The sequence below is a fragment of the Streptomyces sp. C1-1 genome, assembly GCF_050214755.1.
In the GTDB taxonomy this organism is placed as follows: domain Bacteria; phylum Actinomycetota; class Actinomycetes; order Streptomycetales; family Streptomycetaceae; genus Streptomyces.
Genome location: NZ_CP189826.1, coordinates 2,160,115 through 2,183,821, shown reverse-complemented (window position 1 = coordinate 2,183,821; position 23,707 = coordinate 2,160,115). Strand labels below are relative to the sequence as shown.

General features: G+C 73.0%; 22 protein-coding genes. 11 read left to right on the top strand and 11 right to left on the bottom strand.

The window, feature by feature from the left end:
• Position 1 precedes the first annotated feature (1 nt).
• Genes ACQF4J_RS10020 through ACQF4J_RS10010 form a run of 3 tightly spaced genes read right to left on the bottom strand, consistent with a single transcriptional unit; the run spans position 2 to position 2,600 of the window.
• Positions 2-1,204, bottom strand: coding sequence for a thiolase family protein (locus ACQF4J_RS10020; protein ID WP_351806037.1), 1,203 nt, complete (start codon positions 1,202-1,204; stop codon positions 2-4).
• Entirely contained in the window at positions 1,201-1,845 is a 645-nt protein-coding gene (locus ACQF4J_RS10015; protein ID WP_351582579.1) for a CoA transferase subunit B, read from the bottom strand. Before ACQF4J_RS10015 ends, ACQF4J_RS10020 begins: the two co-directional genes overlap by 4 nt.
• Positions 1,845-2,600, bottom strand: coding sequence for a CoA transferase subunit A (locus ACQF4J_RS10010; RefSeq protein WP_351582577.1), 756 nt, complete (start codon positions 2,598-2,600; stop codon positions 1,845-1,847). The genes ACQF4J_RS10015 and ACQF4J_RS10010 overlap by 1 nt, the downstream gene beginning before the upstream one ends.
• Before the next feature lie 210 nt (positions 2,601-2,810).
• Between ACQF4J_RS10010 and ACQF4J_RS10005 the strand changes: the two genes are divergently transcribed.
• Positions 2,811-3,275, top strand: a complete 465-nt coding sequence (locus tag ACQF4J_RS10005; protein ID WP_351582575.1) for a MarR family winged helix-turn-helix transcriptional regulator — start codon at positions 2,811-2,813, stop codon at positions 3,273-3,275.
• A gap of 16 nt (positions 3,276-3,291) precedes the next feature.
• On the opposite strand, the gene ACQF4J_RS10000 is transcribed toward ACQF4J_RS10005, so the two are convergent.
• A complete protein-coding gene (locus ACQF4J_RS10000; protein WP_351582573.1) occupies positions 3,292-4,266 on the bottom strand; it encodes a DUF3048 domain-containing protein in 975 nt (324 codons plus the stop codon).
• Between the two features lie 215 nt (positions 4,267-4,481).
• On the opposite strand from ACQF4J_RS10000, the gene ACQF4J_RS09995 reads away from it, so the two are divergent.
• Positions 4,482-5,672: a zinc-dependent alcohol dehydrogenase gene (locus ACQF4J_RS09995; protein WP_351582571.1), complete on the top strand. Its 1,191-nt coding sequence runs from the start codon at positions 4,482-4,484 to the stop codon at positions 5,670-5,672.
• A 10-nt stretch (positions 5,673-5,682) separates the two neighbouring features.
• On the opposite strand, the gene ACQF4J_RS09990 is transcribed toward ACQF4J_RS09995, so the two are convergent.
• The gene (locus tag ACQF4J_RS09990; RefSeq protein WP_351582569.1) at positions 5,683-6,744 is read right to left on the bottom strand and encodes an ATP-dependent DNA ligase; all 1,062 of its coding nucleotides are present in this window, start codon (positions 6,742-6,744) and stop codon (positions 5,683-5,685) included.
• 74 nt (positions 6,745-6,818) lie between these two features.
• On the opposite strand from ACQF4J_RS09990, the gene ligD reads away from it, so the two are divergent.
• On the top strand, positions 6,819-7,835 hold the full coding sequence (gene ligD / locus ACQF4J_RS09985) for a non-homologous end-joining DNA ligase (RefSeq protein ID WP_351582567.1): 1,017 nt from the start codon (positions 6,819-6,821) through the stop codon (positions 7,833-7,835).
• Between the two features lie 51 nt (positions 7,836-7,886).
• The gene (locus tag ACQF4J_RS09980) at positions 7,887-8,861 is read left to right on the top strand and encodes an ornithine cyclodeaminase family protein (RefSeq protein ID WP_351582566.1); all 975 of its coding nucleotides are present in this window, start codon (positions 7,887-7,889) and stop codon (positions 8,859-8,861) included.
• On the opposite strand, the gene ACQF4J_RS09975 is transcribed toward ACQF4J_RS09980, so the two are convergent.
• Positions 8,830-9,696, bottom strand: coding sequence for a hypothetical protein (locus tag ACQF4J_RS09975; protein WP_351806043.1), 867 nt, complete (start codon positions 9,694-9,696; stop codon positions 8,830-8,832). The genes ACQF4J_RS09980 and ACQF4J_RS09975 overlap by 32 nt on opposite strands.
• 139 nt (positions 9,697-9,835) lie before the next feature.
• On the opposite strand from ACQF4J_RS09975, the gene ACQF4J_RS09970 reads away from it, so the two are divergent.
• The gene (locus ACQF4J_RS09970; protein WP_427165486.1) at positions 9,836-10,870 is read left to right on the top strand and encodes a LacI family DNA-binding transcriptional regulator; all 1,035 of its coding nucleotides are present in this window, start codon (positions 9,836-9,838) and stop codon (positions 10,868-10,870) included.
• A 72-nt stretch (positions 10,871-10,942) separates the two neighbouring features.
• Here the strand turns inward: ACQF4J_RS09970 and ACQF4J_RS09965 are convergent, their stop codons facing one another.
• On the bottom strand, positions 10,943-11,728 hold the full coding sequence (locus ACQF4J_RS09965; RefSeq protein WP_351582560.1) for a VOC family protein: 786 nt from the start codon (positions 11,726-11,728) through the stop codon (positions 10,943-10,945).
• Between the two features lie 213 nt (positions 11,729-11,941).
• Here ACQF4J_RS09965 and ACQF4J_RS09960 point away from each other — a divergent pair, with 213 nt between their 5' ends.
• The gene (locus tag ACQF4J_RS09960) at positions 11,942-12,187 is read left to right on the top strand and encodes a WhiB family transcriptional regulator (protein WP_427165485.1); all 246 of its coding nucleotides are present in this window, start codon (positions 11,942-11,944) and stop codon (positions 12,185-12,187) included.
• Positions 12,188-12,233: 46 nt separating this feature from the next.
• A complete protein-coding gene (locus ACQF4J_RS09955; RefSeq protein ID WP_351806047.1) occupies positions 12,234-15,587 on the top strand; it encodes a hypothetical protein in 3,354 nt (1,117 codons plus the stop codon).
• A 25-nt stretch (positions 15,588-15,612) separates the two neighbouring features.
• Here ACQF4J_RS09955 and ACQF4J_RS09950 read toward each other — a convergent pair whose 3' ends face one another.
• The 3 genes from ACQF4J_RS09950 to ACQF4J_RS09940 form a co-directional block, all read right to left on the bottom strand.
• On the bottom strand, positions 15,613-16,587 hold the full coding sequence (locus ACQF4J_RS09950; protein ID WP_351582552.1) for an acyl-ACP desaturase: 975 nt from the start codon (positions 16,585-16,587) through the stop codon (positions 15,613-15,615).
• Positions 16,588-16,804: 217 nt separating this feature from the next.
• Entirely contained in the window at positions 16,805-17,581 is a 777-nt protein-coding gene (ddaH, locus tag ACQF4J_RS09945) for a dimethylargininase (RefSeq protein ID WP_351806049.1), read from the bottom strand.
• Positions 17,582-17,713: 132 nt separating this feature from the next.
• On the bottom strand, positions 17,714-19,327 hold the full coding sequence (locus ACQF4J_RS09940; RefSeq protein WP_427165484.1) for an ABC-F family ATP-binding cassette domain-containing protein: 1,614 nt from the start codon (positions 19,325-19,327) through the stop codon (positions 17,714-17,716).
• 305 nt (positions 19,328-19,632) lie between these two features.
• Here ACQF4J_RS09940 and ACQF4J_RS09935 point away from each other — a divergent pair, with 305 nt between their 5' ends.
• Positions 19,633-20,259 (top strand): GOLPH3/VPS74 family protein, encoded by a 627-nt coding sequence (locus ACQF4J_RS09935; RefSeq protein ID WP_427165483.1) that lies wholly within the window; start codon positions 19,633-19,635, stop codon positions 20,257-20,259.
• A gap of 356 nt (positions 20,260-20,615) precedes the next feature.
• A complete protein-coding gene (locus tag ACQF4J_RS09930) occupies positions 20,616-21,449 on the top strand; it encodes an isocitrate lyase/PEP mutase family protein (protein WP_351582544.1) in 834 nt (277 codons plus the stop codon).
• A 73-nt stretch (positions 21,450-21,522) separates the two neighbouring features.
• On the opposite strand, the gene ACQF4J_RS09925 is transcribed toward ACQF4J_RS09930, so the two are convergent.
• Positions 21,523-21,939 (bottom strand): SsgA family sporulation/cell division regulator, encoded by a 417-nt coding sequence (locus ACQF4J_RS09925; protein ID WP_142144485.1) that lies wholly within the window; start codon positions 21,937-21,939, stop codon positions 21,523-21,525.
• A gap of 247 nt (positions 21,940-22,186) precedes the next feature.
• Between ACQF4J_RS09925 and ACQF4J_RS09920 the strand changes: the two genes are divergently transcribed.
• Both ACQF4J_RS09920 and ACQF4J_RS09915 read left to right on the top strand, forming a co-directional pair.
• A complete protein-coding gene (locus tag ACQF4J_RS09920) occupies positions 22,187-23,263 on the top strand; it encodes a WD40/YVTN/BNR-like repeat-containing protein (protein WP_427165482.1) in 1,077 nt (358 codons plus the stop codon).
• Between the two features lie 71 nt (positions 23,264-23,334).
• A complete protein-coding gene (locus ACQF4J_RS09915; protein ID WP_351583741.1) occupies positions 23,335-23,673 on the top strand; it encodes a plasmid stabilization protein in 339 nt (112 codons plus the stop codon).
• The last annotated feature ends 34 nt before the right edge of the window (positions 23,674-23,707 follow it).

The window sequence follows — 23,707 nt, the reverse complement described above, 5'->3', positions numbered from 1 at the left end:
TCTATCGTTCCAGGACGAGGGCGAGGCCCTGGCCGACGCCGATGCAGAGGGTGGCGACGCCGACGCCGGAGCCGCGGCGGGCGAGCTGGTGGGCGACGGTGCCGGCGAGCCGGGCACCGGAGGCACCGAGCGGGTGGCCCAGCGCGATGGCGCCGCCCTGGGGGTTGAGGACCGCCGGGTCGAACTCGGGCCACTCGGCGACGCAGCCGAGCACCTGGGCCGCGAAGGCCTCGTTCAGCTCCAGTACGGACAGGTCGTCGAAGGTCCTGCCCGCCTTGGCGAGCGCCCGGTTGACCGCCTCGACGGGGGCGAGGCCGAAGTAGTGCGGGTCGAGCGCGTTCACGCCGGTCGCGCTGATGCGGGCGAGCGGCTCGCGGCCCACCGCCTTCAGGCCCTCCTCGTCGACCAGCAGCAGGGCCGCCGCGCCGTCGTTCAGGGGCGAGGCGTTGCCGGCGGTGACGGTGCCGTTCTCCGTGCGGAAGGACGGCTTGAGCTTGGCCATCGCGGCCAGGGAGGCGTCGGGGCGTACGCACTCGTCGGCGGCGAACACGACGGGGTCGCCCTTGCGCTGCGGGATGGAGACGGGGGCGAGTTCGGCGTCGAACAGGCCCTGCCGCTGCGCCGCTGCCGCCTTCTGGTGCGAGGCGAGCGCGAACTCGTCCTGCTGCTCACGGCTGATCTTGTGCTTGTCGGCGATGAGTTCGGCCGACTCGCCCAGCGGGATGGTCCACTGCGGGTCCATCTTCGGGTTCACCATGCGCCAGCCGAGGGTGGTGGAGTACAGCTCGGTGTGCGCCGCGGGGAACGGCTTGTCCGACTTCGGCAGCACGTACGGCGCCCGGGTCATGGACTCCACACCGCCGGCCACGGCGATGTGGGCGTCGCCGGCGGCGATGGCGCGGGCCGCCTGGATGACGGCTTCGAGGCCGGAGGCGCACAGCCGGTTGACGGTGACGCCGGGGACGGAGGTCGGCAGGCCCGCGAGGAGGGCCGCCATGCGGCCGACGTTGCGGTTCTCCTCGCCCGCGCCGTTGGCGTTGCCGAAGTAGACGTCCTCGATGCGCGCCGGGTCCAGGCCGGGGGTGCGGGCGAGGAGTTCGCGGATCGCGTGGGCGGCCAGGTCGTCCGGGCGCACCGCCGCCAGGCCGCCGTTGTAGCGGCCGATCGGGGTACGGACGGCGTCGACGAGGTAAACCGTGTTCACAGCAGGTCCTCCGCAACAGTCAGCTTCGCGCCGGTCTTGGCGACGACGTCATCGACGCTCACCCCTGGGGCGACCTCGGTCAACACCAGTCCGTCGGGTGTCACGTCGATCACGCCGAGATCGGTGATGACACGGTTCACACACGCCTTGCCGGTGAGCGGCAGCGCGCACTCCTGAACGATCTTCGCCGAGCCGTCCTTGGCGGTGTGCGTCATCACGACGATGACCGTACGGGCGCCGTGCACCAGGTCCATCGCCCCGCCGATCCCGGTGATCAGCTTGCCGGGGATGGCCCAGTTCGCCAGGTCGCCCGTCTCGGAGACCTGCATGGCGCCCAGCACGGCGACGTCGATGTGACCGCCGCGGATCATCGAGAAGGACAGCGCCGAGTCAAAGAAGGACGCGCCCGGCAGGACCGTCACCGTCTCCTTCCCGGCGTTGATCAGATCCGGGTCGACCTCCGCCTCGGCCGGGTAGGGTCCGGTGCCCAGGATGCCGTTCTCCGACTCCAGGATCACCTCCACACCCTCGGGCAGGTAGTTGGGGATCAGCGTCGGCAGGCCGATGCCGAGGTTGACGTACTGCCCGTCCCGCAGCTCGCGCGCGGCGCGCGCGGCCATCTGCTCACGACTCCACGGCATCAGCTGCTCACCGTCCGCTGCTCGATCTTCTTGTCGGCCGCCTGCTCCGGCGTGAGCGCCACCACCCGCTGGACGAAGATGCCCGGCAGGTGCACCGCGTCCGGGTCGATCTCGCCGGGCTCGACGAGTTCCTCCACCTCGGCGACGGTGACCTTGCCCGCCATGGCGGCGAGGGGGTTGAAGTTCCGGGTCGACTTGTTGAACACCAGGTTCCCGTGCCGGTCGCCCTTCGCCGCCCGGACGAGCGCGAACTCGGTACGGATGCCCCGCTCCAGCACGTACTCGGTGCCGTCGAACTCCCGCACCTCCTTCGGCGGCGAGGCCAGCGCGACGCCGCCCGTGCCGTCGTAGCGCCAGGGCAGGCCGCCCTCGGCCACCTGGGTGCCCACTCCCGCCGGGGTGTAGAAGGCGGGGATGCCGGCGCCGCCGGCCCGCAGCCGCTCGGCCAGCGTGCCCTGCGGGATCAGCTCCACCTCCAGCTCCCCGGCCAGGTACTGACGGGCGAACTCCTTGTTGGCGCCGATGTAGGACCCGGTCACCCGCGCGATCCGGCCGGCCGCCAGCAGTACCGCGAGCCCCGTCTCCATCGCCCCGCAGTTGTTGGAAACGACGCGCAGCCCGGACACGCCCCGCTCGTACAGCGCCCCGATGAGCACGTTCGGCACACCGCTCAGGCCGAAACCGCCCACCGCCAGCGACGCGCCGTCCGGCACGTCGGCCACCGCCTCCGCGGCTGTGGCGACCACCTTGTCCATCCGTGAAGCCCCATCCCGTCCGAGCGCCCGGTCAAGATTAATCAGGGCACTGAGTATTTCGGTGAAGTTTCCTTCACGCTGCCATCGGAACGGTTCAGCGTCAAGACCTCCAAGGACAGTGAGGCCGGGCGAGCCCGCCCGACGGGAGACAGGCGACGACGCGCCCGCTATCGTTCAGTGCACCAACTAATTCGACCTCGGGGGGCGCGCATGACCGCGGTGGATCTCACCACCCACCCCGGGCACCTGGCCCGGCGGCTGCAGCAGGCCCATTACCTGCTGTGGAACACCATGGTCTCGGAGGAGATCACCTCGCCGCAGTTCGCGGTCCTCAACGCGCTCGCCGACGAGCCGGGCCTGGACCAGCGCACGGTGGGGGAGCGGGTGGGCCTCGACCGCTCCACGATCGCCGAGGTGATCAGCCGGCTCGGCAGGCGGGGCCTGGTGGACAAGGTGCGCGATCCGCAGGACGGCCGCCGTTTCCTGCTGCGCCTGACGGACGACGGCGAGCGCACCCACCGCAAGCTGACCGTGCGCACCGCCCGTATGAACCAGGTCTTCCTGGCCCCGCTGTCCGCCGCCGAGCAGGCGGTGTTCTTCGACCTCATCCAACGGGTCGCGGACGCGGCCGAGGGGCTCCGCAACCCAGCGGAACCCCTCCTGGCGCGGGGATGACCGAAAGGTCCGCGCGTCAAGCCTTGACGAACACGACCCAGACCTGGCCGCTCGCGAAGTTCAGCGGCTTGCCGTCGCCCGTCGTGAAGTCGGTGCCGTCGGCGGCCTTCGCGCGCTTCCAGCCGGCCTGGTAGACCTTCCCGTCCCGCAGCACCTCGGCCTTCCCGGAGCCCACCGTCTCGGTGTACGGCGTGTTGTTGCCGAGGAAGTCGCGGAAGCCGGACTCGCGGATCCGCACGTGCTGGACGACGACGGTCGCCGGTGCCACCGGCTGCCCGTCCGTCGTCACCGTCGGCGTCCCGTCCATCGACACCAGCCAGCGGTGGCGGTCGGCGGACCAGCGGAAGGTGAAGCGGGCGGAGGGGTAGGCGACCGTCGTGGAGGTGTCGGCCCGGCCTCCGGCGGGCGCGGCGCCGTAGCGGAAACCGTTGGTGAGGGCGCCCGCTCCCGGGGCGGAGCGCATCAGGCGGGCGGGGCGCAGATAGAGGTTGTGCGGTGCCGGCCTGTCGGTGCCGCGGAAGTAGGCGTCGGTGGCCTTCGCGGGCGGCTCCGCCTTCAGGGGCGCCTTGTCGATCAGCGGCAGCAGCTTGTGCTGGGCGCCCGAGAAGGCGAGCGTCGGATCGTGGTACTGGGCGAGGAGCTCCAGGTCCGACTCGCGGGCGCTGCGCACCGGCCCGACGGCCTTGGGCAGCTTGCTCGCGTACACCGCCATCAGCCTGCTCAGGCCGCCCTCGACCTGCTCGACGTACACGACGTCCGCGTCCCGCAGACCCGTGTGGGGCCGACCGGGGCCCGCGTTGTCTATCTTCACGGCGAGCACGGAACCGGTGGGCGCGGACGGGGACGAGGAAGCCGTCGGCGGCTTCAGCTGCCCGCGGCCGTCGTCCGCCCGGCCGTGTCCACCCGTGCATCCCGCGGCGAGCAGCGCCGTTCCCGTGGCCAACACGGCCACGCCCAGCGAGACGCGTCTCTTGCGCACCATTCGTCCCATGCCCACCGTTGGCCACCAGTCTCTTGTCAATGATTGTGCGCTTATAAGTTCATCGATGGCCATACCCGATCGAATCTGGTTGCGCGCGGTCGAATGGGCCGGATCGCCCTGAACAACAGGCATCGCCTTCGTGCGCGCTTCGGCAGGAGGGGCTCGGGTACCCGGGCGGCACTGCTGCAGCGGACTCACCGACGCGATGGAGGGAGCGCCACGCGATGAAGGCTGTGACCTGGCAGGGCAAGCGGGACGTACGAGTGGAGAGCGTGCCCGATCCGAAGATCCAGGAGCCGACCGACGCGATCATCCGCATCACGTCCACCGGGCTGTGCGGCTCCGACCTGCACCTGTACGAGGTGCTGACCCCGTTCATGACACCGGGCGACATCCTCGGCCACGAACCCATGGGCATCGTCGAGGAGGTCGGGGCGGGTGTGCCGGACCTCGCGGTGGGCGACCGCGTGGTGGTGCCGTTCCAGATCGCCTGCGGCAACTGCTGGATGTGCCTGACCGGGCTGCCCACGCAGTGCGAGACCACCCAGGTGACCAGCGAGGGCATGGGCGCCGCCCTGTTCGGCTACACCCGGCTGTACGGCGCCGTCCCGGGGGCGCAGGCCGAGTACCTGCGGGTCCCGCAGGCCCAGTTCGGGCCGATCAAGGTTCCCGAGGGTCCGCCCGACGACCGCTTCGTCTACCTCTCGGACGTACTGCCCACCGCCTGGCAGGCCGTCGAGTACGCGGGCGTGCCGAAGGGCGGCAGCGTCGCCGTGCTCGGCCTCGGCCCCATCGGTGACATGGCCTGCCGGATCGCCATGGCGCGCGGCGCCGGGCGGGTGTTCGGCGTGGACCTGGTGGGCGAGCGGCTGCGCAGGGCGCGGGCGCGGGGGGTGGAGACGTACAACCTGAGGAACTTCGACAACGAGAAGGAACTGGTCGAGGCGATCCGCGACGAGACCGACGGCCGGGGACCCGACGCCGTGATCGACGCCGTCGGCACCGAGGCGCACGGCAGCGCGGCGGCCAAACTGGCCCAGCAGGCCTCGGCACTGCTGCCGCGCAAGATCAGCGGACCCTTCGCCGAGCGGTTCAGCATCGACCGGCTGGCCGCCCTCCACACCGCGATCGACCTGGTCCGCCGGGGCGGCACGATCTCGCTGAGCGGGGTCTACGGCGGGATGGCCGATCCGATGCCGATGCTCACCATGTTCGACAAGCAGATCCAGCTCCGCATGGGGCAGGCCAACGTGCGCCGCTGGAGCGACGAGATCATGCCGTACCTGACGGACGAGGACCCGCTCGGCGTCGACGACTTCGCCACCCACCGGCTGCCGCTCAGCGAGGCGCCGAGCGCGTACGAGACGTTCCAGAAGAAGCGGGACGGCATGGTGAAGGTGCTGATGCAGCCCTGACCGGACGGGGTCAGCCGAGGATCTCGCCCAGGTCGTAGCGGACCGGCTCCTCCAGCTGCGCGTAGGTGCAGCTCTCGGGGGTCCGGTCCGGGCGCCAGCGGCGGAAACGGGCCGTGTGCCGAAAGCGCGCCCCGTTCTCCATGTGGTCGTAGGCCACCTCGGCCACCCGCTCCGGGCTGAGCGGCACCCAGGACAGGTCCTTCTTGCCCGACCAGCGGCTCGGCGCGCCGGGCAGCCGTGCCGTCTCGTGCGCCGCCTCCTCGGACCAGGCCGCCCAGGGGTGCCCCGTGACGTCCGCCATCCTGAGCGGCTCCAGCTCCTCGATCAGCTCCGCGCGCCGCTTCATCGGGAACGCGGCCGACACTCCCACGTGCTGCAGCCGGCCCCGGTCGTCGTACAGGCCGAGCAGCAGCGAGCCGACGACGGGCCCGCTCTTGTGCAGGCGGTAGCCCGCCACGACGACGTCCGCCGTCCGCTCGTGCTTGATCTTGAACATGGCGCGCTCGTCCTGCCGGTAGTGGCCCGCGAGCGGCTTGGCGATGACGCCGTCCAGGCCCGCCCCCTCGTACTGCTCGAACCAGCTCTGCGCCACCTCCAGGTCGGTCGTCGCCGGCGCCAGGTGCACCGGCGCGGTGACCTCGGACAACGCCCGTTCCAGCAGCGCCCGGCGGTCGGTGAGCGGTACGTCCAGCAGCGACTCGTCCGCCAGGGCCAGCAGATCGAAGGCCACGAAGGAGGACGGGGTCCGCTCGGCGAGCGTCCGCACCCTGGAGTCCGCCGGGTGGATGCGCTCGGTCAGCGCGTCGAAGTCGAGGTGCCCGTCCCGGGCGATCACGATCTCGCCGTCGAGGACGCAGCGCTCGGGCACCCGCTCCCTGAGGGCGCTCACCAGCTCGGGGAAGTACCTGGTCAGCGGCTTGCCGGTCCGGCTGCCCAGCTCGACCTCGTCTCCGTCACGGAACACGATGGCCCGGAAGCCGTCCCATTTCGCCTCGTACTGCATGCCCGGCGGGATCTTCGCCACCGACTTGGCGAGCATCGGCTTCACGGGCGGCATCACCGGGAGATCCATGCCCCCGATTCTGCTCGCATACGTCACTTGCCGCCCGGTATGCGCGGTTTACGGGGTGTGCCTACCGTGGCCGTATGGGTGAAGCGATGGAACTGGAAGCGGGCGGCCGTACGGTCCGGCTGTCCAGCCCTGACAAGGTCTTCTTCCCGGAGCGCGGATTCACCAAGCTGGACCTCGCCCGGTACTACATCGCCGTGGGCCCCGGCATCCTGCGCGCCCTGCGCGACCGGCCCACCACCCTGGAGCGCTACCCGGACGGCGTCACCGGCGAGTCCTTCTTCCAGAAGCGGGCGCCCAAGAACATGCCCGACTGGATCCCGACCGCCCACATCACCTTCCCCAGCGGCCGCAGCGCCGACGAGATGTGCCCCACGGAGGAGGCCGCCGTCCTGTGGGCGGCCCAGTTCGGCACGCTCACCTTCCACCCGTGGCCGGTGCGCCGCGACGACGTCGACCGCCCCGACGAACTGCGCATCGACCTCGACCCGCAGCCCGGCACCGACTACGACGACGCCGTACGGGCCGCCCACGAACTGCGCGCCGTCCTCGACGAGTTCGGCGGTCTCAAGGGCTTCCCGAAGACCTCCGGCGGACGCGGCCTGCACGTCTTCGTGCCGATCGAACCGCGCTGGACCTTCACCCAGGTGCGGCGCGCGGCCATCGCCGTGGGCCGGGAGATGGAGCGCCGGATGCCGGACCGCGTGACCATCAAGTGGTGGAAGGAGGAGCGCGGCGAGCGCATCTTCGTCGACTACAACCAGACGGCCCGCGACCGCACCATCGCGTCCGCCTACTCCGTACGGCCCCGCCCGCACGCGCCCGTCTCGGCGCCCCTGCGCTGGGAGGAGGTCGGCGTCGCGCATCCGCAGGACTTCGACATCGCCACCATGCCCGCGCGCTTCGCCGAAATCGGCGACGTGCACGCGGACATGGACGACCACCGCTACTCCCTGGAAACGCTGCTCGAACTGGCCCGCCGGGACGAACACGACCACGGGCTGGGCGACCTGCCGTATCCCCCGGAGTATCCGAAGATGCCGGGGGAGCCCCGGCGGGTGCAGCCGAGCCGGGCCCGGAAGGACCCCTCCTGAGGGCGCCCGCGGCTTCTCGACCCCGCCGCGGTCCCGGCGGATCATGGGTGGGTGACGCTTGTACTGACGCGTGGTGATCTGCGGGCCCTGCTGATGGTCGAGGAGTGCCTCGACGCCCTGCGGGAGGGGTTCCGTGCGGTGCGGGACGTGCCGGTCGTGGGGCAGCGGATGCGGACGGACCTGCCGTTCCCGGGGACGGCCACCGCCCTGATGCCCGGGCTGCTGCCCGGCGTCGAGGCCTACACGGTCAAGGTCAACGCCAAGTTCCCCGGTTCGAGGCCCGCGTTGCGCGGGGTGATCTGCCTGCACAGCGGCAAGGACGGCGAGTTGCTCGCGCTGCTGGACTCGGCGACGGTCACGGCCTGGCGGACCGGTCTCGCCGCGGCCCTGGGAACGCATGCGCTCGCCCGGCCCGGCGGGACGCTCGGCGTGGTCGGGGCGGGCGCACAGGCCGAGTTGGTGGTACGGGGCCTGGCGGCGCTGCGGGGGACCGGCGCGCCGGTCGTCCACGACACCGACGCCGAACGTGCGGCGGAGTTCGCCGCCCGGCACGGCGGCCGGGTCGTGGGGTCGGCGCCGGAGGTCGCAGCGGCCGCCGACGTGGTACTGCTCGCCACGTGGTCGCGGGAGCCGCTGCTGCGGCTGGCGGACACCCGGCCGGGACAGCACCTCACCTCTCTGGGGGCGGACGAGCCGGGCAAGCGGGAGCTGGCGGCCGATCTGCTGAAGGCCGCCCTGCTCGTCGTCGACGACCGCGAACTCGCCGCCACCATGGGCGCGTTGGCCGCCGCGGACCTTCCCGCGGCCGCCGCCGGCCCGGTGCTGGGCGAGGTGCTTCGGGGGGAGCACCCGGGAAGACGGAGCGCCGAGGAGCGCACCGTCTACGCCCCGGTGGGGCTTCCGTGGCAGGATCTGGCACTGGCCTGGCTCGCGTACCGGCGGGCCGAGCGGGACGGCGCCGGGCAGCGCGTGGATCTGCTGGCCGAGACGCCGGTCAACCGAGTTCGAAGACGGTCCACTGCGTGAACGGTTCCTCCAGGACGTAGAGGCGCGGGCCGCGGCAGACGGTGCGACAGCGGCCCAGCGGAGCGCCGTCCGGGCGTACGAGCCGGTCCTTCGCCACGAACTCGACCGCGGTCTCGGTGAGTTCGCCGAGGACGAGCTGGTCCCCGGCGGCTCGGTAGCCGCCGCGGAACGCCACGCGGCCGCCGCACACCACGACGCCGGTCGCGCCTCTGACGGGCGTCGTCCGCACCCGGACCGGCCGGCCCTCGCGCACCTCCAGGAGCGGAAAGAGCGTGTAGGGGTAGACCCAGGTGGCGCGTCGGCCGACGTTGAGGGCGTAGCAGTCGGAGACGAACTCGGCGTCCGACAGCGGGGTGTGCCGCCACAAGGGGTCGCCCGTACTGCTCCACCGCCGCACGCCCGCCGCGCTCAGCGGGTCCCCGAAGACGCCCTCGTCGAAGTACCCGACCCACAGGTCGCCCCGCTCGTCGGTCAGCAGGTGCTCGATGGCGTCGCCCACCGTGAAGGCCGACACCGGGCGCCCCAGCGCGTCGAAGACCCGCACCTGGTCGACTCCCCTGCGGCTGCGGGCGTCGGCGACGACGAAACCGCCGTCCGGGAGGGCGTCGATACGCGGAACACGGGCCCGCACCGGACCCAGCCGGGTGGCGTACGCGTCCGCGTCGTCGACGGTGACGACCAGCGCGTCGTACAGATCGTCGTCGTACCGCTCGTCCGGGCCGCGCAGCAGCCAGTGCGCGCGTCCGAAGGCGTCGACCGTGCTGTGCAGGACATCGCGGCCCCGGTACGCGGAGGGAAGGCGGGCGCAGGGGGCGAGGCGGCGGTCAGCCGGCATGGGCCTTTCTCGTCGTCATGCGCCGATCCTCGGTCCGTCCGTCGCCCGCGCGCAAGCGGGTTCCGCGCAGCGAGAGCGCTCTCACGTCCGTGGTCGCCCCGGGCTATCCTGATCCGCACCCGCCGACGAGGAGCCACGAGTGACCGACACCGCACCACGCCCCACGCTGGAGGCCGTGGCCGCCCGGGCGGGCGTGTCGCGGGCCACCGTCTCACGGGTGGTCAACGGCGGGGACGGCGTGCGCGAGGCGCTCGTCGCCCGGGTGCGGCGGGCCGTGGAGGAACTCGGGTACGTGCCGAACCAGGCCGCCCGCAGCCTGGTCACCCGGCGTCACGACGCGGTCGCCGTGGTCATCGCCGAACCGGAGACCCGGGTCTTCGCCGACCCCTTCTTCGCCCTCCAGCTGCGCGGCATCAGCAAGGAGCTGACGGCCCACGACAACCAGCTCGTGCTGCTCCTCACCGAGGGCCGCGACGACCACGTCCGCGTCGGCCGCTACCTCGCCGGCGGCCACGTCGACGGCGCGCTCGTCTTCTCGCTCCACCTCGACGACCCGCTGCCGGGGCTCATCCAGCATGCCGGGGTGCCGACCGTGTTCGGCGGCCGGCCAGGCTGGAGCGAGAGCGGCGGCGACGCCGTGTACGTCGACAGCGACAACCGGGGCGGCGCCCGCGAGGCCGTACGCCACCTCGTCGGCCTCGGCCGCTCCCGCGTCGCGCACATCACCGGCCCCCTGGACCAGACGTCCGCCGCCGACCGGCTCGAGGGCTTCCGGGACGTCATGCCCGACGCGGACCCGCGGCTGGTCGAGGAGAGCGACTTCACGCCGGCCGGCGGCGAGCGGGCGATGCGCGAGCTGCTGGACCGGCGCCCCGACGTGGACGCGGTGTTCACCGCCAACGACCTCATGGCCGCGGGTGCCCTGCGGGTGCTGCGCGAGAGCGGACGGCGGGTGCCCGAGGACGTGGCCGTGATCGGCTTCGACGACATGCTGCCCGTCGCCGAGCAGACCGACCCGCCCCTGACGACGGTCCGTCAGGACATCGAGGGAATGGGGCGGTTGATGGCACGGCTGCTGCTGGAACGGCTCGGACACCGCACCGGCGAGGGCGCCGAGGGCGCGCCGTCCAGCGTGGTGCTGCCCACCACCCTGGTGCGACGGGCCTCGGCGTGACGCCGAGCCGGCGGCGCCGGGACCGGCCGGTCGCCGTCCGCGTCGCCCGCGGAGCAGTTCCCGGCGCCTCCCTCAGCTCTGCGGCGGCTCGCTCCTGATGACGGCGAAGCGGGCGCCGTACGGGTCCGCGAGGCGCGCGACGCTGCCGACGCCCTCGATCCGGGTGGCCGGCATCCGCACCGTCGCGCCCAGCTCACGCGCCCGCTCCACCGTGGCCTCCGCGTCGGCGACCTCGAAGTACGGAAGCCAGTAGGGGCTGTCCTCGGACGGGTCGTCGGCGAGCGAGACGATGCCGCCGAACATGGCGTCCTCGCCGCCTTCCGCGGGGTTCACGCACGTGTACGTACCGCCGGGGAAGGGCACCGCGGAGGTCTCCAGGCCGAGCGTCTCGTGGTAGAACCAGGCCGCCGCGGCCATGTCCGGGGTGTACAGCTCCACCCAGGACAGCGCGCCCACCTCGTTCGCCAGGTCGACGCCCTTGGTCCGGCCGGGCTGCCAGATGCCGAACGGCACGCCCGCCTTGTCCCCGAGGATCGCCATGCGGCCCTCGCCCATCACGTCCATGGGCTGCATGAACACGCTGCCGTGGGCCTGCTCGGCGGCCTTGGCGGTGGCGTCGGCGTCGGCCGAGCGGAAGTAGACGGTCCAGGAAGGCGGGCCCTGGTCGGGTCCGGTCTGCATGGCGCCGGCCACCGTCTTCCCGTCCAGCTGGAAGAAGCCGTAGCCGCCGGCGTCCGGTCCCGCCGACCGGAACCGCCAGCCGAAGAGTCCGCCGTAGAAGGAGATGGCGCCCTCGATGTCGGACGTGCCGACGTCGATCCAGTTCGGAGCGCCGTTGACGAAACGGGTGGTGAGCATTGTCGCCCTCCTCGCAGGGGTCCCGTCCTGTGCACTGCCGAGTCTTGCACCGCCCACTGACAATCGCCGCCGGAACGGATCACGCCGCATTCCGCGCGCCGCCGTGCGCCGCGGTGGGCCGCCGGGCCACCATCAGGGTGGCCGGAGGTCGTGAACGCCGGCGTTGATCGGGCGTTGAGCGAACGTTTTTCGCCGCCCGGCACGATCACGCCCATGCACATCGACACCATCCCCCCGGGCGACCTCGCCTGGCAGGCCCAGGCCCTGTGCGCGCAGACCGGGGCCGACTTCTTCTTCCCCGAGCCCGGCAGTTCGGTGCGCGAGGCCAAGCGCATCTGCGCCCTGTGCGAGATGCGGCCCGCGTGCCTGGACTACGCGCTGAGCAACGACGAGCGCTTCGGGGTCTGGGGCGGGCTGTCGGAGAAGGAGCGGCTGGAGCTCAGGCGCACCCCGCGCTGAGCGAAAACCCGCCCGCCACACGCGCGTGGGCGGGCACAATCCCCGCATGGTCCGCCTCACCCCGCTGCAGCAGACCGAGAGCCTGCTCAGCGCCCTCGATCCGCTTTCCCACCCGCACCGCATGCGGGAACTCGCCGTACGCGCCCGGGAGACGTCACCCCTGCGACCGCTTCTGGAGGAGCTCGAGGCGCGGGGCACCTACGGCCGGCAGCTCGCCGTCGTCGCCGCGTCCGTCGGGCGCGACGCCGACTTCATCGCCGCGCGGATCGCCGACCCGGACTCCTTCGTACGGGGTCACGCGCTGCGGGTGGCCGACAGCCTGGGCGTTCCCGACAGCGCCTTCGAGGCGGGACTCGCCGACGCCGCCGAGACCGTGCGCCGGGACCTGCTGCGCGCGGTGGTCGCCTCCGGACGCACCGCGCTCGCCGACCGGCTCGTCGACACACTGCGCGCGGACTGGGGCGACACCGAGGCGGCCCGCCTGCTGCCCGGCTGCACGGCCGGCACCGTCGAGCGGCTGCTGCCCGGGCTCCTGCACGCCGTCGGCGCGTGGACGGCACTGGTCGGACGGCACCCGGCGATCCTGCTCGACGCGCTGGAGGAACAGCTCGCCGCCCTGCCGCCCGCGCTGCGCGAGACCTGGTGGACGCGCTACGGACGCGCGGTGGCCGCCGTCACGCCCACCGCGCCACTGCGCGTGCTCGACCTGCTGGAACGGCTGGGGCCCACCCGTCTGCCGTACGAACTCCGCGCCCAGGTCCGGAGGTTCGCGGCCGTGGACCCGGGCCGGGTGCTGCGGCTCCTGCTCACGCCCGCGTGGGCCGACGTGGTCGGCGTCCACGCCGTGAGCCCGGCCGCCCTGCGCCGCCTCGCCCGCTCCGGGCGGCCCGAACTCGTCGACTACGGACGGTCGTTGGTGGCGTACGGCGGCCTGCCGACCCTGCTGCGGGCACTCCCGCCCGGCCGGAGGCAGGCGCTGCACACCGCCGTCAACGAAGGGCGCGGCGGCTCCGACACCCTCGATGTCGCCGTCCTCGACGTCCTGACCCGCCCTCATGCCGCCGACGTGGCACGGGAGTCGGCGGCACGGGCCCGCGAGCGGGGGGCCCGGTGGAGTGCGGTGCTGCTCGCCGAGTCCTATCTGCCCGTCGCCGAGGTGCGCGAGCGGCTCCTCACGGCGACCCGGCGTCCGGCCGCCGAGGACCGGGCCGAGGCCTGGCCGCTGCTGATCCGCAACGCCGCGCGCTGGGGCGACCCGGCCGCCGTCACCGCCGTACTGCGGGACATGGAGCGGCTGCGCAACGAACAGGACCCGGTCCGCTCGGCCGCGCTGCGCGCCCTCGCCGACACCCGGGCGGCCCTGTTCACCGAGGACGCGGCGCCCCACCTGGACCGGATCGCCGGTGACGCCGTCGAGGCCCGGGACTCCTCGCCCGAGACCCGGCGGCGGCTGAGCGCGCTCGCCGTGGCCGTGCTGCGCGAGCATGCGCCGGGCGGTTCCCGGGAGCTGGTGAACTGGGCGCTGCGCACCCTGGTCCGGATCTCCGGCCACACCGGCGGCGCGGACCTCGGGTGCCTCGACCGCACGCTGCGGCGCGGCCAGGAGCACCAGGTGTTCGACGCGCTGCGACCGTGGATCGAGGCGGGCGCCGAGAAGGCCGACTACGGCCTCGCCTTCGCCCTCGCCCGCGCCGTGGGCCGCCGCGCCGCCGGCATGACCGAGCTGCAGGAACTGCTGTGGCAGGCGATCCGGTACGGCAACGACTCCACCGTGCGCACGGCCGTCGAGCTGTGGCTGGAGCCGCACGCCGCACGTGACGAACGGGTGGCGCGCGTCCTCACCCACGAGCCCTCGGCGGCCGCGCTGCCCGCCGTGCGGCGCACCGTCGTCCGGCGCCGCACCGACCTCCTGGACGGGTTGCTCGCCGAGACCCCGCCCCACGGGCGCTTCCTGACCAAGGGCACCCCGTGGTCGGTACCGGCGACGGTGGAGGTACGACGCTGGGTGCCGCGTCAACAGGCGGCTCTGCTGCGGCAGTTGGCCGCTCTGGCCGGGGACGCCGGGCTGCCCGCTCACGAGCGGGCGCAGGCCGTGGCCCGGGCGGCGTACGTTCCGGACGGCGGTGCCGGTCTCATCCGCCGCTGGACCGGGTCGTCCGACGTCGTCCTGGCGGAGGCGGCACTCGCCGCGCTGTCCCGCACCGACCGCCCCGCCGACGCGCTGCCCGAGCTGCTGGCACACGCCGGCACGGACCGGGCCCGGGTGGCGGTCTACGCGGCCACGCGCGCGAGCCGTCACGCGCCGCCGTCACGCCTGGCCGCGCAGCTCACGGACGTGCTCACCGCAGCGGACACCAAGGTGACCGGCCGCAAGGAGGCCGTCCGGCTCGCCGCCGCCAGACTTCCGGTGCCCCTGGCCGCGCGCCTGGTCGCCGACACCTACGCGCGCCCGGGCACCCACCCCGACGTGCGCGCGGCCTGCGTCGCCTTCACCGGAGGGCTGCTGGCCCACGAGGAGATCTGGGAGCTGCTGCGCGACGCCGCCGGCGCCGAACCGGTCCTGCGTGCCGCCGTGCTGCGGATCACACCGTTCGACCTGCCCGAACCCCGGCGGCAGCGGTACGCCGCCCTGGTGCGCGAGGTCAGCGGCACGGACGACCCGGAGACCGCGGGTCTCGCCTTCGAGGCCCTGGCCCGCTGGACCCCCTGGTCCCCCGAGGCGCCCGTGGTGCTGTCCCGGGCCGTGACGGACCTGTCGGAGCGCACCAACTGGCATGCCGCCGCCCGCGGGCTGGTCACGGCCGCCTCGGCGAGCCCCGAGGGTGCCCTCGGGCTGCGTGAGGCGCTGCGAACCCTGGCCGAGACCCCGGCCGACGCCGAACCCGACGCCGAGGAGGGCCGCGACCGGCCCGCCCGCCGACGCGTCGCGTTCCTCGCCTCGTGCCTCGGCGACAGCGCCCGGACCGCTCCGGCGGCCCTGCGTCCCGCCGCGCACGCCGCGAGTGAGGTGCTGGGGGAGTACGACGCCCACGTCCCGCAGGCCGCCGCGCTCGCCGTCGCCCACCTGGACCTGGCCGTCGTACCGCCCGGCCTGGACCGGCTCTCGGCCGTCGTGGGCACCGGACGGCCCGTACTCGCCGGCCGGATCGCGCACACGCTGCGGCTGCGCCTGCAGCACCAGGAGAAGCAGGTGGACGCCGAGGCGCTGCTGGCGGAGGCGATATCGCTCACCGCACACGGCGGTCACACCGAGGGCCTGCTCGCCCTCGCCGTCGTCCAGGCGCTCGGCACCCGCCTCGACTGGCCCGCCCCGTGGCGCGAGCGGCTACGGGCGCTGCGCCGCCACCCCTGCGCCGACGTACGGGACGCGGCGCTGGAGGAGACGACGGCGCACGAGTGACCGGGCACGCCGACGGGTGGTGGCGTCAGCCGGCCGCCCGGGCCGCCATCCGTGCCTTGCGGGCCGCCAGCTTCTCGTCGAACTTCAGGGCCTCCGCGTCCAGCCCGCCCATGAACAGGCCGAGCTCCTCCTGCGCCGCGCGGCCCTCGGGGCCGAGGCCGTCGATCTCCATGATCTTCAGAAAGCGCAGGACCGGCTGGAGGACGTCGTCGTGGTGGATGCGCAGGTTGTAGACCTCGCCGATCGCCATCTGCGCCGCCGCGCGCTCGAAGCCGGGGATGCCGTGGCCGGGCATGCGGAAGTTGACGACGACGTCCCGCACGGCCTGCATCGTCAGGTCGGGGGCGAGTTCGAAGGCGGCCTTCAGCAGGTTGCGGTAGAAGACCATGTGCAGGTTCTCGTCGGTCGCGATGCGGGCCAGCATGCGGTCGCAGACCGGGTCGCCGGACTGGTGGCCGGTGTTGCGGTGCGAGATGCGGGTCGCGAGCTCCTGGAAGGCGACGTAGGCCACCGAGTGCAGCATCGAGTGGCGGTTGTCCGACTCGAAGCCCTCGCTCATGTGGGACATGCGGAACTGCTCCAGCTTGTCCGGGTCCACCGCGCGCGAGGCGAGCAGGTAGTCGCGCATCACGATGCCGTGCCGGCCCTCCTCGGCGGTCCAGCGGTGCACCCAGGTGCCCCAGGCGCCGTCGCGGCCGAAGAGCGAGGCGATCTCGTGGTGGTAGCTGGGCAGGTTGTCCTCGGTGAGGAGGTTCACCACGAGGGCGATGCGGCCGATCTCGGTGACGTTCGACTGCTCCTTGTCCCAGGCCTCGCCGTCCTCGAAGAGGCCGGGGAAGTTACGGGCGTCCGACCACGGCACGTACTCGTGCGGCATCCAGTCCTTGGCGACCTGGAGATGCCGGTTGAGTTCCTTCTCGACCACTTCCTCCAGGGCATACAGCAGCCGGGCGTCGGTCCAGACGGCGGGGCTGCCGAGGGAAGGGGAAGTGATCGTCACGGGAACTCCAGGGGGACGCATGACAGAAGCCGAACTGACCGGCGAGCGGTGCCGGAACCTACGGAATCGTAGGCTACGAATCCGTAGGTTACGAAGCCGTAGGTTAAGGGCGCTGTAAAGATCCCTGATCAGGTGCCCTGCCGCACGCTTCCTGGGACATGTCAAAAAGCCTCAGGACCCGCAGGTCCCAGGGTCGAAAGGGTGAGCGGATCACCCGTCAGGCGTAGAGGTCGCGCATGCGGACCGAGAGGCACGTCACACACCCTTCGAGCTTCTCGAACTCGCTGATGTCGACGACCACGGGCTCGAAGCCGAGATCGGCGAGCAGGTCCGCCGTCTTCGGCGCGCTCGCCGCCATCAGCAGCTTGTCGCCGCCGAGCAGCACCACGTGTGCGCCGGACTCCTCCGGCACCGACAAGAAGCGCGGGAAGAGCGCGGGCCGGTCGACCTTCGGGATGTGCCCGATGACGGTCCCGTCGGGCAGCGCGGTGACCGCCGACTTCAGGTGCAGCACGCGGCTGACCGGCACCGCAACGACCCGTGCCCCGAGCGGTTCGAAGGCGGCCCGCAACTGCTGCACGCCGGCCGCGTTGGTGCGCCCGCCCCGGCCGACGTAGATCGTGTCGTCGACCTTCAGCACGTCGCCGCCGTCCAGCGTGCCCGGCTCCCAGATCCAGTTCACCGAGCAGCCCAGCCGGGCGACGGCCTCCTCGACGCCGGCCGTCTCCTCCCGGCGCGACTCGGCGCCGGAGCGCGCGATCAACGCGACGTTCCTGTACATGACGACGGTGTCCTCGACGAAGACCGAGTCCGGGCAGTCGTCGGCCGGGTCGACCTCGATCGTCTCCCAGCCGTGCGCCCGCAGGGCCTCGACGTAGGCCTCCCACTGCTCACCCGCGAGATCGGCGTCGACCTTCTCCCGCTCGATGTGCGTCACCAGACCTTCGGCGAGGCGCGGGCTGGGGCGGCGGACGAGGGCCTTCTTGCTGGGCACGAGAAGCCTTTCGCATCGGAGGGGCAGGGGACCGGGCACCCGTGGGTGTGCGGGGGCCCGGTCCGCCATCATGCAGCGCGGACCGGCGAGGGCAAAACCCCCGTTGCCGGGCTGTGGCCCTCTCGAGACGCGCTACCCCACCTCCTCCGGCGCCGTCTCCCGCAGCTCGCCGTCGAGCAGCAGCCACCTCGTGATGCCGATCGACTCCAGGAACGGCAGGTCGTGACTGGCCACGATCAGCGCCCCCTCGTACGACTCCAGGGCGCTCGTCAGCTGTCGCACGCTCGCCATGTCGAGGTTGTTCGTCGGCTCGTCGAGCATGAGCAGCTGCGGCGCCGGCTCGGCCAGCATCAACGCGGCCAGCGCGGCCCGGAAGCGCTCGCCGCCGGACAGGGTCGCCGCCTTCTGGTCGGCGCGGGCGCCCCGGAACAGGAAGCGGGCCAGCCGCGCCCGGATCCCGTTGTTGGTGGCGCCCGGCGCGAACCGGGCCACGTTCTCGGCGACGGAGAGCTCGTCGTCGAGCACGTCGAGGCGCTGCGGCAGGAACCGCAGCGGCACGTGCGCCAGCGCCTCGCCCGACACCGGCGCGAGCTCCCCGGCGATCGTCCGCAGCAGCGTCGTCTTGCCCGCGCCGTTGCGGCCGACGAGCGCGACCCGCTCGGGGCCGTGCAGGTCGAGACCGCCGGCCACGCACGCGCCGTACGCGAGCTCCAAGTCCCGCAGAGTGAGCACGCTCCGGCCCGGCGGTACGGCGGTGTACGGCAGGTCGACGCGGATCTCGTCGTCGTCCCGTACCGCGTCCACCGCGTCGTCGAGCCGCTCCCTCGCCTCGGTGAGCCGCTCCTCGTGCAGGAGCCGGTGCTTGCCCGCCGACACTTGGGCCGCGCGCTTGCGCGCCCCCATGACGATCTTCGGCTCGCGCTTCTGGTCCCACATCTTCTGGCCGTACCGCTTGCGTCGGGCCAACTTGACCTGGGCATCGACCAGTTCGCGTTTCTGCTTGCGCAGATCGGCCTCGGCGACGCGCACCATCCGCTCGGCCGCCTCCTGTTCGACGGCGAGGGCCTCCTCGTAGGCGGAGAAGTTGCCGCCGAACCAGGTGACCTCGCCGGAGCGCAGGTCGGCGATCTGGTCGACGAGTTCCAGGAGTTCGCGGTCGTGGCTGACCACGACCATGACGCCCGGCCAGGACTCGACGGCCGCGTACAGCCGCCTGCGCGCGTACAGGTCGAGGTTGTTCGTCGGCTCGTCCAGGAGGAGCACGTCCGGGCGGCGCAGCAGCAGCGCGGCCAGACGCAGCAGGACCGACTCGCCGCCGGAGACCTCGCCGACGGTGCGGTCCAGCCCGATGTGGCCGAGGCCGAGTTCGCCGAGGGTGGCCAGGGCGCGCTCCTCCACGTCCCAGTCGTCGCCGACCGCCTCGAAGTGCTCCTCGGCCCCGTCGCCCGCCTCGATGGCGTGCAGCGCGGCCCGCCGGCCGGCGATGCCGAGCGCCTCGTCGACGCGCAGGCGCGTGTCGAGCGTGACGTTCTGCGGGAGGTGGCCGATCTCGCCCGCGACGCGTACGACGCCGTCGCCCGGGGCGAGTTCGCCGGCGATGAGCTTCAACAGGGTCGACTTGCCCGACCCGTTGACGCCGACGAGCCCGGTCCTGCCCGGGCCGAAGGCGACGTCCAGTCCCTCGAAGACGGAGGTGCCGTCCGGCCAGGCGAAGGACAGGGAGGTGCAGGTGATGGATGTAGACATACGGGGCCTCCGCGATTGCGTGCTGCGGTCAGGGGCAAACGCGTATCGAGACACCGGCGACCCGGGAGGGCGCCCGAGGAGAAGGGGAGGGCACGAAGAAGGCCCCGCTTCGTCGGGACGGCTCGAACACCGAGGTCGCACGCTGCGCACACACCTCTCGGGTGTGACGCGGTGTCTCAGGACCTCAGAGGAGCAACGTCCTTCTCCGATCGACGACAACAGAACCGCCATACACCGTACGAGCGGGGCTCGGGGCTGTCAACGAATTAACGTGAGCCCCGACCTCGCCGCACCAAGGAGACCAAGTGCCCCACGGTTCGCTCCCCCTCCCGGCCAAGCTCTGCCTGCTGACCTGGGACACTCCCGGCGGCGAGGCCATGGCCGCCGCGCACGTGGTGCGGGCCGGCGCCCTCACCGAACTGGTCCTGCGCGGCCTGCTCACCGATGACGACGGCATCGCCACCCCCGTGGACATGGACTCCCTCGCCGGGGACGCCGTGCTCGACGGCCTCCTGGAACTGGTCCGCGAGTCCCGGCCGCACCGGTGGCGGACCTGGGTGACGCTGCACGCGCGCGTGACGTACGACGCGGCACGCGAGCAGTTGACCGCCGAGGGGTGTCTGCGGGCGGAGAAGAAGCGGGTCCTCGGCGTCTTCCCGAGCGTGGAGCACGTACTGGACGACACGGCCCGCGTGGAGGCCCTGCGGGAGGAGGCACAGCGGATCCTTTCGGAGCGGCTGCCCGAGGTCTCCGGCCCTGAGGCCGCGTTCGCCGCCCTCGCGGCCGCCGCCGACCCGCCCACGCCGTTCCCGGACGGGGGCCGCGGCCGCCATGAGGAGCGCGTCGAGGAGCTGATCACGCTCAGCGGGGCGCGGGCGGTGCTGGGCGAACTGTGCGCCGCCCTGTCGACGCCGGGCCGAGCGCTCACGTAGAGGTCGGAAACCCGCGGCCCCGGGTCGCCCGCACGTGGAGGTCGGAAACCTGCGGCCCCGGGTCGCCCGCACGTGGAGGTCGGAAACCCGCGGCCCCGGGTCGCCCGCACGTGGAGGTCGGAAACCTGCGGCCCCGGGCCGTCCGCACGTGGAGGTCGGAAACCCGCGGCCCCGGGTCGCCCGCACGTGGAGGTCGGAAACCCGCGGCCCCGGGTCGCCCGCACGTGGAGGCCGGATACCCGCGGCCCCGGGCCGCCCGCACGTGGAGGCCGGATACCCGCGGCCCCGGGTCGCCCGCACGTAGAGGTCGGATTCCTGCCAGCCTCCGCCCCGCACCGGCTGGTTGGGTGAGGCGCATGACGACGAACCCGCGCCCCCTGCGCGACCGCGCCCTCGCCTTCCGCGCCCTGCACGTCCCCGGCGCCCCGCTCGTCCTGCCCAACGCCTGGGACGCCATGAGCGCCCGCGTCGTCGCCGAAGCGGGCGCCGCGGCCGTCGCCACCACCAGCGCGGGCCTCGCCTGGGCGCTCGGCGCGGCCGACGGCGACCGGCTGGACCGGGACACCGCGCTCGCCGCCGTGGCGCGCATGGCCGCCTCGGTCGGCGTGCCCGTCAGCGCCGACATCGAGAGCGGCTACGCGAAGGACCCGGCGGGAGTCGCCGACACGGTCCGCGCGGTGATCGAGGCGGGCGCGGTGGGCGTCAACATCGAGGACGCGCTGCACGAGCCCGCGGCGGGACCCCTGCGGCCGGTCGCCGAGCAGGCGGAGCGCATCGCGGCCGCCCGGGAGGCCGCCGACGCGGAAGGGGTGCCGCTGTTCGTCAACGCCCGGATCGACACCTTCCTGCGGGCCGGCGGAGAAGTGGACCGCACCCTGGAGCGGGCCGCCGCCTTCCTCGCCGCGGGCGCCGACGGAGTCTTCGTCCCCGGGGCCGTCGACCCGGAGACGATCGGAGTCCTCGCCGCGGGGATCGACGCCCCGCTGAACGTCCTGGCGGGCCCCGGAGCAATGTCGGTCACCGAACTGGCATCCCTGGGCGTCGCCCGGGTGAGCGTCGGCTCCGAACTGGCGCAGGCGGCGTACGCCGTGGCTCAGGGGGCGGCAAGGGAACTGCTGGAGAAGGGAACGTACGACTGTCTGGCGGGAGGCCTGGACTACACGGCCCTGAACGACCTGGCGACGCCCTGACCCACCTCAGGGGCGCGGGGAACTGCGCGACCAGCCACACGCGGCCGCAGACGACCGCCTGGGATTCCCACCCTCAGCAGGCGTCCCGCATCAACTCGGCCAGGTCGTGGTCCAGATCGAGGTGCAGATGCTCCAGCCCGACGGGCACGAGATCACCCGTCGCGTCGAGGAACGACCGCACCTCCTCCGACCGCACGTGCACCACGGCCGTCCCCTCGGGCGCGTGGAACTCCAGCACGGTCCGCTCGTACCCGTACGGCCGCACCCGCACGTCCCCGTGTCCCTCCGGCCCTTCCAGGCCGGCCGTGAGCAGTTCCCGAGAGAAGGTCCAGCAGACCTCCACGCCCTCCAGCGTGGCGGGCGCGGGGAAGGTCATGCGCACCGCGAACGGATCGGTACGGTCGTAGTGAAGCGTCGCCGGGATGCTCGGCATACGCGGCGCGGCGGCGACGAGGCGGGCCTCGACGGGCTGCTCGATGACGGTGGACAACGCCTGCTCCCTTGTGACGGCTGGACGAGCTTGCGGGCTTCTGAGCCGGGCACTGCTAGAGACGCCGGAATCGGTGAATCCGTGCACACGAATTTCGAGTGACCTCCGTCACCGCGTTCATTCACAGAAGTGACGTGATCCACCTCGGGTGCGCCGGTGGGCAGTTGGGACGCGGTGGGCATCTGGACGGAGCCGGTGCGGTGGGCTAGCTTCGCCCGCCATGAGGCGATCGGTGATCACGCGACGGATGAGACGCACGTTTCGCACGGTGGCCGCGGGGGCGGTGTGCTCGGCGGCGCTGGCCGCCCTGACCGCCGTACCGGCCCAGGCGGGGGAGCGGGAGCGACCCGCGCCGCACTGGGAGCTGAAGGACACCGGAACACCCGGGGTGCGCTTTCGCGGTCTGGCGGCCGTCGGCCGCCAGACCGCGTGGGTGGCGGGCACCCAGGGCACCGTGCTGCGGACCACGGACGGCGGGGCGAGCTGGCGGAACGTCTCGCCGCCCGGCACGTCGGACCTGCAGTTCCGCGACATCGAGGCCTTCGACGCGCGCCGGGCCGTGGTCCTGGCGATCGGCGAGGGCGACGCGTCCCGCGTGTACCGCACCGACGACGGCGGAGCGACCTGGACGGAGTCCTTCCGCAACACCGACGCGAAGGCCTTCTACGACTGCATGACCTTCTTCGACCGCCGCCACGGCCTCGCGATGAGCGACCCGGTGGACGGCAGGTTCCGCATCCTGTCGACCAGTGACGGCGGCCGCTCCTGGAAGGTACTGCCGAGCGCGGGCATGCCGGCCGCCCTGGACGGCGAGGCGGGCTTCGCGGCGAGCGGGCAGTGCCTGGTCGCCGCGGGTCCGTCGGACGTGTGGCTGGCCACCGGAGGCGGCGCACGCGCGCGTGTGCTGCACTCCGCGGACCGCGGGCTGACCTGGACGGCCGCCGACACGCCGATCCCGGCGGGCGACCCGGCCAAGGGCGTCTTCGCCCTCGCCTTCCGCGACCGCATCCACGGCCTCGCCGTCGGCGGCGACTACCGCGCCGACCAGGCGTCCCCTCAGGCCGCCGCGGTCACCGGCGACGGCGGCCGCACCTGGACACCGGCCGCGACGCCCCCGCCCGCCTACCGCTCCGGCGCCGCCTGGCTGCCGCACAGCCGCACCGCCGCCCTCGCGGTGGGTCCCACCGGCACCGATCTCACCACGGACGGCGGCCGCACCTGGCGGACGGTCGACACGGGCTCGTACGACACCGTGGACTGCGCCGCGGACCTCGGCTGCTGGGCCGCGGGGGAGCAGGGACGGGTGGCTCGCCTGGAACGGTGACGCATGGGCCGGAATGCGGGTACCCGGTCGCCGACGGCGCCGGCCGTCGACCGCGAAAGGAGTGAGCGACCATGCCCGCAGGTTCCAGCCCGAAGCGGGAGCGCCAGTACGAGCACATCAAGGAGAGCGCGCAGGACCGGGGAGAGAGCGCCGGACGCGCCAAGGAGATCGCGGCGCGGACGGTCAACAAGGAACGCGCGCGGTCCGGCGAGTCGAAGACGGCGAGCCGCAGCTCGAAGCAGGACATGTCGTCCGGCAAGCGCGGCGGCCGGCGGTCGGGCAACCGGACCGGCTCCCAGGGCCCGACCCGCGACCAGCTCTACAACGAGGCCAAACAGCGCGGCATCGAGGGCCGTTCGAACATGAACAAGGACCAGCTGCAGCGCGCGCTGGACTCGAAGAAGAGCTGACCCGCCCGGCCCGGGCCGCCCCGTCGGGACACGT